This window comes from Thermosynechococcus sp. (assembly GCF_025999095.1).
In the GTDB taxonomy this organism is placed as follows: domain Bacteria; phylum Cyanobacteriota; class Cyanobacteriia; order Thermosynechococcales; family Thermosynechococcaceae; genus Thermosynechococcus.
The window spans coordinates 1,480,442-1,492,883 of the sequence record NZ_AP024678.1 but is presented as its reverse complement, the minus strand read 5'-3'; the positions used below and the strand labels follow the sequence as shown (position 1 = coordinate 1,492,883).

10 protein-coding genes are annotated in these 12,442 nt (G+C 54.5%); 7 read left to right on the top strand and 3 right to left on the bottom strand.

Annotated features, from left to right (window positions below):
- Positions 1-42: 42 nt before the first annotated feature.
- From Q0W94_RS07335 to Q0W94_RS07325, 3 genes are all read right to left on the bottom strand, one after another.
- Positions 43-633 (bottom strand): bifunctional 2-polyprenyl-6-hydroxyphenol methylase/3-demethylubiquinol 3-O-methyltransferase UbiG, encoded by a 591-nt coding sequence (locus Q0W94_RS07335; protein WP_297757246.1) that lies wholly within the window; start codon positions 631-633, stop codon positions 43-45.
- Between the two features lie 75 nt (positions 634-708).
- Positions 709-1,971: a folylpolyglutamate synthase/dihydrofolate synthase family protein gene (locus Q0W94_RS07330; RefSeq protein ID WP_297757242.1), complete on the bottom strand. Its 1,263-nt coding sequence runs from the start codon at positions 1,969-1,971 to the stop codon at positions 709-711.
- A gap of 21 nt (positions 1,972-1,992) precedes the next feature.
- Entirely contained in the window at positions 1,993-2,625 is a 633-nt protein-coding gene (locus Q0W94_RS07325) for an MORN repeat-containing protein (RefSeq protein WP_297757239.1), read from the bottom strand.
- A gap of 245 nt (positions 2,626-2,870) precedes the next feature.
- On the opposite strand from Q0W94_RS07325, the gene Q0W94_RS07320 reads away from it, so the two are divergent.
- The 7 genes from Q0W94_RS07320 to Q0W94_RS07290 all read left to right on the top strand — a co-directional run bounded on the left by Q0W94_RS07320 (position 2,871) and on the right by Q0W94_RS07290 (position 12,439).
- On the top strand, positions 2,871-4,394 hold the full coding sequence (locus tag Q0W94_RS07320) for an ammonium transporter (protein ID WP_297757237.1): 1,524 nt from the start codon (positions 2,871-2,873) through the stop codon (positions 4,392-4,394).
- The gene (locus Q0W94_RS07315) at positions 4,315-5,190 is read left to right on the top strand and encodes a carbohydrate ABC transporter permease (protein WP_315863054.1); all 876 of its coding nucleotides are present in this window, start codon (positions 4,315-4,317) and stop codon (positions 5,188-5,190) included. The genes Q0W94_RS07320 and Q0W94_RS07315 overlap by 80 nt, the downstream gene beginning before the upstream one ends.
- A gap of 186 nt (positions 5,191-5,376) precedes the next feature.
- The gene (gene groES, locus Q0W94_RS07310; RefSeq protein ID WP_149820030.1) at positions 5,377-5,688 is read left to right on the top strand and encodes a co-chaperone GroES; all 312 of its coding nucleotides are present in this window, start codon (positions 5,377-5,379) and stop codon (positions 5,686-5,688) included.
- Positions 5,689-5,757: 69 nt separating this feature from the next.
- Positions 5,758-7,395 (top strand): chaperonin GroEL, encoded by a 1,638-nt coding sequence (gene groL, locus Q0W94_RS07305; RefSeq protein ID WP_297757230.1) that lies wholly within the window; start codon positions 5,758-5,760, stop codon positions 7,393-7,395.
- A 194-nt stretch (positions 7,396-7,589) separates the two neighbouring features.
- The gene (gene uvrA, locus Q0W94_RS07300; RefSeq protein WP_297757229.1) at positions 7,590-10,451 is read left to right on the top strand and encodes an excinuclease ABC subunit UvrA; all 2,862 of its coding nucleotides are present in this window, start codon (positions 7,590-7,592) and stop codon (positions 10,449-10,451) included.
- 39 nt (positions 10,452-10,490) lie between these two features.
- On the top strand, positions 10,491-11,366 hold the full coding sequence (gene purU / locus Q0W94_RS07295) for a formyltetrahydrofolate deformylase (protein WP_297757226.1): 876 nt from the start codon (positions 10,491-10,493) through the stop codon (positions 11,364-11,366).
- 122 nt (positions 11,367-11,488) lie between these two features.
- On the top strand, positions 11,489-12,439 hold the full coding sequence (locus Q0W94_RS07290; RefSeq protein ID WP_297757223.1) for a DnaJ domain-containing protein: 951 nt from the start codon (positions 11,489-11,491) through the stop codon (positions 12,437-12,439).
- The last annotated feature ends 3 nt before the right edge of the window (positions 12,440-12,442 follow it).

Below are 12,442 nucleotides of genomic sequence, written 5' to 3'. Positions count from 1 at the left end.
TTAATTTTACCGTCCCCCCTGTGGCTGCACTTGGATGGGAGATCAAAACTTGCGGCCAATCAGTTGAATCACCCAGCCTCGCCCGCGATGGCCTTGACCTTCATGGATGTCCCGCTGGAGTTCAACGGCGTGGAGCCACTCTAGACCCGTCAGTTCTCTTTTCATTTCCTCTAAATCGTGCAGTAGTTCCAGCGTAGGGGGGCCCCCTGTGCCCATCCCCAGTTGTTTCTTGCTATAGGTCTCGCTGAGATAGAGGCCTTGGGGCTTGAGAGCCTTGACGATACGCTGGTTGACCAGGGTGCGCCACTCTGGCGGCAGATGACAAAAAATAGCAATAATTCCATCCCATACATTTTCACCCAGGTCAAAATCCCGTAGGTCGCAGTGATAGGTGGTAATTGAGACTCCCCTCTCTTGAGCGAGGCGCTGTGCTTTTGCCAGTCCCACTTGCGAGGCATCCACAGCCGTGATGGCATATCCCTGTTGAGCAAGATAAACGGCATTACGCCCTTCCCCTTCGGCGAGGGAGAGAATTTGCCCTTGGGGCACAAAGGCATGGGCATGGGCTTTGAGGAAGTCGTTTGGCTCCGTGCCGTAGAAATAGGTGTCTCCTTGAAAGCGAGTGTCCCACATAAAAACTCACATAAAAGATATTGACTCTTGATTGAACTGATCCAGTCGGGCAAGCGTGGGTCTTCAGCCAATTTTCTACAGTCTCGTTGTTTGAGCCTCTTGGCTGGCGATCGCCCCCAAAACGCGAGCAATCAAGTAAAGGGAGCCACAGACCACACAGCGATCGCCCACCCTATCGAGGGCTTCAGCCACATCCTTGAAAAGGCGGCATTCCCCCAACCGAGGGCAGCAGGTGGCGGCCAGTGCCTTCAAGTCCTCTAAGTCGGCGCTAGCGTGATCCGGTATGGGTACCAACCACAGGCGATCGCCGGCTCGCAGGAGATGTTTGAGAATTCCCTCATGATCCTTATTGGCCAGCATCCCCACTACCCAAGTCACCTCTGTCCAGCCCAATTGATCTACATATTGCCGTAGGTAGGCCGCTGCCGGGGCATTGTGGGCGCCGTCAATCAGGACCCGCCGCCCCTGCCAATTTAACCATTGCAGGCGCCCTGGCCAGCGGGTTTCGGCCATTCCCCGTTGAATCGCTGGCAGGGAAATCTGCCAACCTTGAGATTGTAACTGCTGTAGCGTGGCGATCGCGATTGCGGAATTGATTAACTGCATGTCTCCCGCCAACGGCAAGGGGTACTCGATGCCACGCCACGTCGCCCATCCAGCCCGCTCAACACACCACTGCGCCGGTTCTGGCCAGATCGCCGGGCATGCCAGAGCTTTTAGGCGTTGGGCAATCACCAGCTGCGCCTCGGAGGGAACAGGACCAATAACGGCGGGCACCCCTGGCTTGAGAATGCCAGCTTTTTCGCCCGCAATTGCCCCCAAGGTGTTGCCCAACCGCTGCCAATGATCCCAGCCAATGGAGGTAATCACACTCACCAAAGGGGGCTGGCACACATTCGTGGCATCCAAGCGTCCCCCCAAACCCACCTCCATCACCGCCACCTCCACCTGCTGCTGGGCAAAATACAGCCATGCCGCCGCCGTGACCACTTCAAACTGACTGGGGGGATAGGCCACCTGGGGCAGGACTGCTTCAATGTGTTGAAGGAGGGTCAAAAAGACCCCAGGGGCAATGGCTTCACCATCGACACAAATGCGCTCACACCAGCTCAACAGATGGGGCGAGGTATAACGACCCGTGCGATAGCCCGCTGCCCGCAAAACACTATCCAAATAGGCACACACGGAGCCTTTGCCATTTGTCCCCGCAACGTGGATCAAGGGCACCTGTAACTGGGGAGACCCCAAGGCACTCAGGAGCGCCTGGATAGGCTCAAGGCTAAGGCGCACCCCAAAGCGGGCGTAGGGGGCTAGCGCTGCCGTCAGTGGATCAGCCACAGCCAGCCCGCTTGAAAAGGATTAGCGCGGTTCGCGACGACCATTGCGCCACGTGGCAATAATTCGGGAGCCATCGGGCAGGGTGAGTACCCCCTCCCCTTCAAATAAGCCATTGCGAAACTGTCCAGCATAGCTTGTGCCATTCCCAAAGGAGAGCATTCCAGTGCCATGATACTTGCCCGCTAGAAACTGTCCCTCGTAGCGCGTACCGTCGGGAAAGGTGAGTACCCCCTCCCCATGGTATTGACCATTGAGAAACGTCCCCTCGTAGCGCTGGCCATTGGCCAGTTGCAGCATGCCCTTGCCATTGAAGATACCATCGGCAAAGCCACCTTCATAGCGTCCGCCGTCGGCATAGGTGAGCACCCCCTGACCGTGGTAGCGGCCATTGCGAAATTCCCCTTCGTAGCGGTTGCCATTGGCCATTGTGAGGATGCCTTGGCCATTAAAGCGACCGTTTAGCAATTCCCCCTTGTAGGTGCTGCCATCGGGGAGGGTTAGGGTGACGTCCCCCGTGACCCGCTGCCCTTCATAGACAGCAATTTGAGCAGTGACAGGAGCCAACTGTAGGGTTGCACACCCTAAACCAATCAAGAACGAACTCATCACCCAGCGGTGAACAACAGCGGAATTGGCATGGTGCGGATGCGTCATCACTGGACACTCCACAGGGGTGGACAATTGCAACTTGTTTAACTGGCACAGCTTGCCCCCTATGCAGAATTGAGGCAGAGACCCAAGTTTTTGTATTGTGGAATACGTATGCTTAGGGGTGAATCCAGGGATGATTGACTTATTTGTGTCAAACTTTGCAGCTCAACCCTAGGATTTTTCTAGGGATTTTAGCCGGGGATTTATCAGTTCCAACTGTTTTCTTTCTAGATTGGACATCTGCACCTATGAAACTGCGTTCTATCTTGCGCCGCGGGTTACGTCTTCAGCATCCCCTGACTCAGATTCTCTATCTGCCCACTCGCCGCACGCTCTTGACCGTTGGGGTGATGATTGGGGTCCTGAGTGCAACAGCCGCCTTGGGGCAGGATACTGCCGCCTCAACAGCGGTTCCGGCAAAGGTGCAGGTGGCGCTCAACACGCTCTGGGTGATTTTTGCGGGGGTGTTGGTATTTTTCATGAATGCTGGCTTTGGCATGTTGGAAACGGGCTTTTGCCGTGCCAAGAATGCGGTGAACTTGCTCTCAAAGAACTTGATTGTCTTTGCCCTGTCGAGTATTTCCTATTGGGCGATTGGTTTTGCCTTAATGTTTGGGGATGGCAATGGGATTTTGGGCACCAGCGGTTTCTTTTTACTGGGTGCCGATAATAGTCCGGCCACTGGCGAAGCCTATCGGGGAGTCTATCGTTCCTTGAGTTGGGCGGCGGTGCCCCTCTCTGCCAAGTTTTTCTTTCAACTGGTTTTTGCGGGAACAGCGGCCACGATTGTTTCCGGGGCAGTGGCGGAGCGAATTAAGTTCTATGCCTTCTTTATCTTTAGCTTGCTGCTGGTGGGGATTTGCTATCCGATTACGGGTCACTGGATCTGGGGTGGCGGGTGGCTGCAACAGCTAGGCATGTGGGATTTTGCCGGTTCTACGGTCGTGCACTCTGTAGGTGGATGGGCCGCATTGATGGGGGCAGCTCTCCTAGGGCCGCGTTTGGGGCGCTTTCTGCCGGATGGGTCGGTGGCGGCCATCCCCGGACATAATTTTGCGATCGCCACCTTGGGTTGTTTGATCCTCTGGCTTGGTTGGTTTGGTTTTAATCCGGGATCAACGATGACTGCAGATCCGGAGGCGATCGCCCACATTGTTGTAACCACCAATATGGCGGCAGCCTTCGGAGGTGTCACGGCAACGGTGGTTTCCACCCTCTACTTTGGTAAGCCCGACCTTTCGATGATCATTAACGGGATTCTGGCGGGACTAGTGGCCATTACCGCCTCCTGTGCCTTTGTCAGCATTGAGAGTGCGGCCTTAATTGGTATTGTTGCTGGGAGCATCATTATCTTTTCGGTGGTGACGATTGATCGCCTGAAAATTGACGATCCCGTGGGAGCCATCTCCGTACACTTAGTCAACGGCATCTGGGGGACCCTAGCCGTGGGTCTCTTTGCCGATGGACCGGGGCGCTTTTACGACGCTGGGGCAGGGCCTCTCAGGGGATTGCTCTGGAGTGGTGACTTTACCCAGTTGGGGCGCCAATTGGTGGGGGTGCTGGCGGTGGGCGGGTTTGTCGTTGCCTTTAGTACAGCAGTGTGGCTGCTCCTGAATCTTACCATTGGCATTCGCGTTTCTCCGGAGGAGGAAATCGAGGGATTGGACATTGGCGAGCATGGCATGGAGGCCTATGCGGGCTTCCTTTTGCGCGAAGAAGTCAAAGGATTTGTGGATTTGCTCAAACGGATGTCTGGCAGTGGTCGCTCCTAGGGTAGGCTTAACGCTCCTATTAATACTGGGGGCATTGTTGGTTCTCAGTCCCTTGCTAGTGGTGCTTTGTACCTCCGGCTGGCCACCCGGCACCCTCCCCACCCAATTATTGCCGCCCCAAGGCTGGACCTGGCAGAGCTATCAAGGGGCATGGCAGCAGGGGCACTTTATCTTAGCCTTTGCCAACTCAACATTTGTGGCCTTGGCGGTGACGGCGCTCCAGTTGGTAACTTCAGCCCTAGCGGGTTATGCCCTTGCGCGACTTTCATTTCCGGGACAACAGACAATTCTGCTGCTGCTGCTAGCAATCCTAGTGATCCCATTTCAGCTTTTGGTGATCCCAATTTTTCTCATCCTGAAGGCGGCTCATCTGATCAATACCTATGGCGCGTTGATCTTGCCAACGGCGGCTAATGGCTTTGGTGTCTTTTTGATGCGGCAGTTTTTTCTCACATTGCCCGTTGCCCTTGAGGAGGCAGCCCTCTTGGATGGGGCAAATCGCTGGCAGATTCTCTGGCATATTCTCTTGCCCCTGAGCCGACCAGCCTTGGCAACCCTCTTTATCTTTACCTTCATTGGCGAGTGGAATGACCTGTTTAAGCCCTTGGTCTTTACCACCAAGCCAGAACTGATCACCGTGCAGCTTTCCTTGGCTAATTTTCAGGAACAATTTACCAATGATTGGCCATTGATGATGGCTGCAGCTGTCATCGCTACGGTACCGGTGATCATTTTGTTTATTTTGGGTCAGCGGCAACTGATTCGCGGTATTGCCACCACGGGGCTCAAAAACTAAAGTACCGTTCGGAAAACCGTACTGCGGCAGGAGTTGCGATCGCCAACCGTCTCTCGCTACATTAGCACTCGAAGGGTGAGAGTGCTAAAAATTACCAGTGATGCTCTTACCCCGCAAAGACTGCGCGATGAGCCGTGCAGTGAGTGGTATCAATCCATCCTCTTACAACTAGGAGAACAGTACGCTATGGCAGCCGTATCTCTAAGCGTTTCAACCGTGAAGCCGTTGGGCGATCGCATTTTTGTCAAAGTCAGTGAAAGCGAAGAACGTACCGCAGGGGGGATTCTCCTGCCCGACAACGCCCGTGAAAAACCCCAAGTGGGTGAGGTGACTGCCGTCGGTCCCGGCAAACTCACTGAAGACGGCAAGCGTCAGCCCATGGATGTGAAAGTGGGTGACAAAGTGCTGTACTCCAAATATGCCGGTACCGAAGTGAAACTAGCGGGCGAAGACTACGTTCTCCTCTCAGAAAAAGACATCTTGGCCATTGTGGGCTAGGTCCCTGACTTTCCTTACATCTGTGTGCGATTTTTCATCACTGTTGAACGAGTGAGGTAGGAAACACCTATGGCGAAGCGCATTATCTACAACGAAAATGCTCGTCGTGCCCTTGAAAAAGGGATGGACATCTTGGCTGAATCCGTGGCCGTCACCCTTGGTCCAAAAGGGCGGAACGTGGTTCTCGAGAAAAAATTTGGCGCCCCCCAAATTGTCAATGATGGGGTGACAATTGCCAAAGAAATTGAACTGGAAGATCACATTGAAAACACCGGTGTGGCGCTGATCCGCCAAGCTGCTTCCAAAACCAATGATGCGGCTGGGGATGGGACCACGACGGCGACGGTTCTTGCCCATGCCATGGTGAAAGAGGGGCTGCGCAACGTTGCTGCTGGTGCTAACCCCATTGCCCTAAAACGCGGGATTGATAAAGCCACCCACTTCCTGGTGGAGAAAATTGCCGAACATGCCCGGCCAGTGGAAGACTCCAAAGCCATTGCCCAAGTGGCGGCCATCTCGGCGGGAAACGATGAAGAAGTGGGTCAGATGATTGCCGACGCCATGGACAAAGTGGGCAAAGAAGGCGTGATCTCCCTTGAAGAAGGCAAATCCATGACCACTGAACTGGAGGTCACGGAGGGGATGCGCTTTGACAAAGGCTACATCTCCCCCTACTTTGCCACTGACACCGAGCGCATGGAAGCTGTGCTCGATGAACCCTTCGTGCTGGTTACCGACAAGAAAATTACCTTGGTGCAAGACCTGGTGCCGATCCTCGAACAGGTGGCTCGCGCCGGTAAGCCCTTGGTCATCATTGCGGAGGACATCGAGAAAGAAGCGTTGGCGACCCTGGTGGTCAACCGTCTGCGCGGTGTCTTGAATGTGGCTGCGGTGAAGGCGCCTGGTTTTGGCGATCGCCGCAAAGCCATGCTCGAAGATATTGCCGTCCTCACAGGGGGTCAAGTGATCACCGAAGATGCGGGTCTGAAGCTGGAAAATGCCAAGCTAGACATGCTCGGTAAAGCTCGCCGCATCACAATCACCAAAGATCACACCACCATTGTGGCCGAAGGCAATGAAAAAGCCGTCAAGGCTCGCTGCGAGCAAATCCGTCGCCAAATCGAAGAAACCGACTCCAGCTACGACAAAGAAAAACTGCAGGAGCGGTTGGCCAAACTGGCGGGGGGTGTGGCCGTAATCAAAGTCGGTGCTGCCACCGAAACGGAAATGAAAGATCGCAAACTGCGTCTGGAAGATGCGATTAACGCCACCAAAGCCGCTGTCGAAGAAGGGATCGTTCCCGGTGGTGGGACCACCTTGGTGCACTTGGCTCCTGAGTTGAGCAACTGGGCAGCTGAGCACCTGACCGGTGAAGAACTGATCGGTGCCAACATTGTTGAGCGGGCCCTCAGTGCTCCGCTGCGTCGCATCGCCGAGAATGCTGGTCAAAACGGCTCGATCATTGTTGAACGGGTCAAGGAAAAACCCTTCGACGTTGGCTATGATGCCGCCAAAGATGAATATGTCAACATGTTCGACGCCGGTATCGTTGACCCTGCCAAAGTGACTCGCTCGGCTCTGCAAAATGCGGCCTCTATTGCCGGTATGGTGCTGACCACCGAGTGCATCATCGTTGACAAGCCCGAGCCCAAGGAAAATAATCCTGCGGGCAGCGGTGCTGGCATGGGCGGTGACTTCGACTACTAAGCCCATCCCTACCCTGGGCACAGAGTAAATCCCTGAACCTGCCTAGGCTGGGGTTACCCAGCATCACCTGAATCAGACGGAAAGCGGGGCAACCAGACCCCGCTTTTTTCATGGCTGAGTGGCTGCGACAGGGTCTGGCCGGGTTGCTATAATAGGCCTCAATGTAACGTTTTTTAACATTTCTTCTTTGTTCTATGGGCGATCCAGTCCCTACGGATGCAATTCGCATTCGAGGTGCACGGCAGCATAATCTGAAAAACATTGACCTCGATCTTCCCCGCGATCGCCTGATTGTAATGACTGGGGTTTCCGGTTCGGGAAAGTCCTCCCTTGCCTTTGACACGATTTTTGCCGAAGGCCAGCGCCGTTATGTGGAGTCCCTGAGTGCCTATGCGCGGCAGTTCCTCGGCCAGTTGGACAAGCCGGATGTAGATGCCATTGAGGGATTGAGTCCTGCCGTTTCAATTGATCAGAAGTCCACTTCCCACAATCCCCGCTCAACCGTGGGCACCGTTACGGAAATCTATGACTACCTGCGGCTGCTTTATGGCCGTGCCGGTGAACCCCACTGCCCCCACTGCGATCGCTCGATCCGCCCCCAAACCATTGATGAAATGGTGGATCAGGTCATGGAGTTACCGCCCCAGAGCCGCTTTCAAGTCTTGGCGCCCCTTGTCAAGGGCAAGAAGGGTACCCACAAAAAACTCCTGTCGAGTTTGGCCAGTGAAGGCTTTGTGCGGGTTCGCATCAATGGCGAGGTGCGCGAACTCAGTGAGGCGATTGAACTGGAGAAAAACCATGCCCACACCATTGAACTGGTCGTGGATCGCCTGGTGCTCAAGCCGGGTATTGAAGAACGCTTAGCCGACTCGCTGCGAACCGCATTGCACCAGGGCAATGGCACGGCAATGGTCACTGTGGTGCCCCGTGACCCTGGCGAATGGGCACAAACCCTGCTATTTTCCGAGAATTTTGCCTGTCCTGAGCATGGGGCAGTCATGGATGAGCTATCCCCACGGCTGTTTTCCTTTAACTCCCCCTATGGGGCCTGCCCGGAGTGTCACGGTTTGGGCTACTTGCGTCAATTTAGCCCGGAGTTGATTGTGCCCAATCCAGCATTACCGGTCTATCGGGCGATCGCCCCCTGGGCTGAAAAGGAACATGACTACTACCTTGCCCTCCTGTGCGGCATTGCCGAAGCCTTTGACTTTGACATCAATGCACCGTGGTACCGTCTGACGGAATTACAGCGGGAAATCATTCTCTACGGCACCGATACCCCAATTTTGGTCCCCGCCGATTCCCGCTACCGCAAACGGGACTATTACCGCCAATTCCAAGGGGTGATTCCCATTCTCGAGCGGCAGTATCGCGAAACCACCTCCGAGACCTACCGGCAAAAACTGGAAGCCTACCAAGTCAATCAGACCTGTCCTGCCTGTCAGGGGCAACGTCTGAAGCCGGCAGCCTTGGCGGTGCGCTTGGGGCAATACCGCCTCACGGATCTCACTGGTGTTTCAATCCGCGAGTGTTTAGCACGACTTCAATCCCTGCAACTTACGCCTCGCCAACAACAAATTGCGGCACTAGCCTTGCGGGAAGTGACGGCGCGGTTGCAGTTTCTGGTGGATGTGGGGCTAGATTACCTGACCCTGGATCGCAGTGCAGCAACTCTGTCTGGGGGTGAAGCCCAACGCATTCGCTTGGCGAGCCAAATTGGCTCTGGCTTGACGGGTGTCCTCTATGTCCTGGATGAACCGAGTATTGGCTTGCATCAACGGGATAACGATCGTCTGCTGCAAACACTGTTTCGCCTGCGGGACTTGGGGAATACCCTGATTGTTGTCGAACACGACGAAGACACGATCCGGGCTGCCGATTACATTGTTGATATTGGCCCAGGGGCGGGAATCCACGGCGGTCAGATTGTGGCGCAAGGCAGCCTCGAGGCGATTCTCAACCATCCCGACTCCCTGACAGGGGCTTATCTGGCGGGGCGCAAGCGCATTGAAACCCCCAGCGCTCGCCGGCCGGGGAATGGCAAATCCCTGATTCTAAAAAATGTCTCTCGCCACAACCTCAAGAACATCACTGTAGAAATTCCCCTCGGCAAACTGGTGTGTCTAACGGGAGTATCGGGGTCAGGCAAGTCCACCCTCATGCACGAGGTTCTCTATCCTGCCCTCCAGCACCATCTGGGTCAGAATGTGCCGCTGCCAAAGGAAATTGGGGAGATTCAAGGCCTAGAGGCCATTGACAAAGCGATTGTCATTGACCAGTCTCCCATTGGTCGGACGCCCCGCTCTAACCCTGCCACCTACGTTGGCGTTTTTGATGTCATCCGCGAAGTCTTTAGCCAAACCGTTGAGGCCAAAGCCCGGGGCTACAAACCGGGGCACTTTTCCTTCAATATCAAGGGGGGCCGCTGTGAGGCCTGCGGTGGCCAAGGGGTGAATGTCATTGCGATGAATTTTTTGCCCGATGTCTATGTCCAGTGCGAGGTGTGCAAAGGGACACGCTACAATCGCGAGACCTTGCAAGTAAAGTACAAGGGCTGTTCGATTGCCGATGTCTTGGAGATGACCGCAGAGACCGCCTTGGCGTTTTTTGAAAACATTCCCAAGGCAGTCAGCAAGCTGCAAACCTTGGTGGATGTCGGCCTGGGCTATCTGAAATTGGGACAAACTGCCCCCACCCTCTCTGGGGGCGAAGCCCAACGCCTTAAACTGGCGGCTGAGCTATCGCGCCGCGCCACCGGTAAAACCCTCTACCTGATTGATGAGCCCACCACGGGGCTGTCCTTCTACGATGTGCACAAACTCCTCGATGTACTGCAGCGGCTTGTGGACAAGGGCAACTCGATTCTGGTGATTGAGCACAATCTCGATGTGATTCGCTGTGCCGATTGGATCATTGACCTTGGACCGGAGGGGGGCGATCGCGGCGGAGAAGTGGTTGCCGTCGGTACCCCTGAAGCAGTGGCACTGATGCCCCAATCCTACACCGGGCGGTATCTTGCCAAGGCATTGAATCGCTTTGCCAGTCATCAGCAGTAGTAGAATACAGGTTGCTCTGGCTTAATTGGTCCCTACCCTATGCCCCGGCCGACAATGACCCTCTGTATCTCCTGTCCCGATCAACGGGGACTAGTGGCCAAGTTAGCGCAGTTTGTCTATCGCTACAACGGCAACATTGTCCATGCCGACCACCACACCGACGCCGTTGCCGGTATTTTTCTCTCCCGGTTGGAGTGGGAATTAGAAGGCTTTGAAATCCCCCGGGATCAAATTGCCACCACTTTCATCAACTATGCGCAGCGGGAAAAGGTCTTTGCCAGTTGGCAGGGGGTGCGCTGGCAGTTGCGGGCATCGGATATTCCCTATCGCTTGGCCATTTGGGTAAGCCGCCAAGATCATTGTCTATGGGACTTGCTGCTGCGGCAGCGGGCGGGGGATCTCTTTGCAGAAATTCCCCTGATTATCAGTAACCATGAGCATTTGCGTCCCATTGCCGAGCAATTTGGCATTGATTTTCACTATATTCCTGTGACGCCAGAGACCAAGCCCCTTGCGGAAGCCAAGGAACTGCAACTCCTCAAGGACTACAGGATTGATCTGGTGGTGCTGGCTAAGTATATGCAGGTGCTCAGTCCTGATTTTATTGAGGCCTTTCCCCAAGTGATCAACATCCACCATTCCTTCTTGCCGGCCTTTGCGGGAGCTAACCCCTACCACCGTGCCTATGAGCGGGGGGTCAAAATCATTGGTGCCACTGCCCACTATGCCACCGTGGATTTGGATGAAGGGCCAATCATTGAGCAGGCGGTGGTGCCTGTGAGCCATCGCGATACGGTAGCAGATCTCATCCGCAAGGGCAAGGATTTGGAACGGGTGGTGTTGGCGCGGGCGGTACGGCTGCATTTGCAAAATCGGATTCTGGTGTATGGTAATCGCACGGCAGTCTTTGCTTGAGGGGGTTCACCGCTGCGGGCCTGTTGCCTTCAGGGATTCCTGTCGCTTTAACCTGGCGTCGCCAAGCCCCGCTATCAGCAGCTATAATTAAGGAATGTTCTGCCCCTGCGGTTTCACTGACTATGCCCTTCGAGATCAATCACGGTCTGGGTCGCTTTAACTCCAAACGGGATCTCCATGCTGCCCTCGGTATTCCATTGTCAGCAGCACCCGGGGAAATTCGCAAGCGGTATCTCAAAATTGCCAAGACACTGCACCCCGATAGTCGTGATGATGAATCGGGTAAAAAAATGGCCAGTGATTTGCTCTCGAAGTTTGTGAATCCTGCCTATGAAGTGCTTTCCCAAGAAAAAGAGCGGGAAGAATATCAAGTCATTTTGCGCTTGCTGGAAAAGCAACTGCTAACAGCTAATATTGTGCCCACACCCACCTTTGATTTGGCACAGGAAGTCTTTAACGCTACCAATGTTGAAGAGGCCTATCACAGGGCTCTCAATACCCTTGCCCAAGATCAATACAAAGACTTAAACAATGCGCTAAAAATCAGCGAACAAATTAGTGAACTGAATTTAATTTACCTGTGGCGATCGGCGGGCGGCCAGGCAACGGCGGCCACGCCTAGCGTTTCTACACCTGCGGCTGCAGCTAAATCAGAGGCGACAACCCAAGGGCATGCCACACCAGTAGCCACCCCAGGGACGACACCCTCTACAGAAGTTTCCAAAACAGAGCAATTTACAGAGCAATACTTCCGACGGGCAGAGGAACTCTTCAATAAAGGCATCTATCTGGAGGCTATCAAAGAACTGAAGGATGCCCTGAAAATTGACCCCCGCAGTGCTCGCTGCCATGCCCTACTAGGCAAGGTGTATCTGCAGCAAGGCTCCCTCAGCATGGCCAAAATTCACTTTAATCAAGCCCTGAAGCTCAATCCTCAAGAGGTAATGGCAATACAGGGACTCGAAGCCATTAACAAAAAAGAGCGCCAAGCCCAGAAACAGCAAAAAAGTACTGAGCCACCAAAACCGGAGCAAAAGAAATTCTCCTTCTTTGGTCTTTTTGGGAAAAAATAATTC

What these genes read in the sequence shown, in the direction of transcription:
- Q0W94_RS07335 (WP_297757246.1), bottom strand. Translation starts at nt 633, where the DNA reads ATGTGGGACACTCGCTTTCAAGGAGACACCTATTTCTACGGCACGGAG.
- Q0W94_RS07325 (WP_297757239.1), bottom strand. Translation starts at nt 2,625, where the DNA reads ATGACGCATCCGCACCATGCCAATTCCGCTGTTGTTCACCGCTGGGTG.
- Q0W94_RS07320 (WP_297757237.1), top strand. Translation starts at nt 2,871, where the DNA reads ATGAAACTGCGTTCTATCTTGCGCCGCGGGTTACGTCTTCAGCATCCC.
- Q0W94_RS07315 (WP_315863054.1), top strand. Translation starts at nt 4,315, where the DNA reads ATGCGGGCTTCCTTTTGCGCGAAGAAGTCAAAGGATTTGTGGATTTGC.
- groES (WP_149820030.1), top strand. Translation starts at nt 5,377, where the DNA reads ATGGCAGCCGTATCTCTAAGCGTTTCAACCGTGAAGCCGTTGGGCGAT.
- groL (WP_297757230.1), top strand. Translation starts at nt 5,758, where the DNA reads ATGGCGAAGCGCATTATCTACAACGAAAATGCTCGTCGTGCCCTTGAA.
- uvrA (WP_297757229.1), top strand. Translation starts at nt 7,590, where the DNA reads ATGGGCGATCCAGTCCCTACGGATGCAATTCGCATTCGAGGTGCACGG.
- purU (WP_297757226.1), top strand. Translation starts at nt 10,491, where the DNA reads ATGCCCCGGCCGACAATGACCCTCTGTATCTCCTGTCCCGATCAACGG.
- Q0W94_RS07290 (WP_297757223.1), top strand. Translation starts at nt 11,489, where the DNA reads ATGCCCTTCGAGATCAATCACGGTCTGGGTCGCTTTAACTCCAAACGG.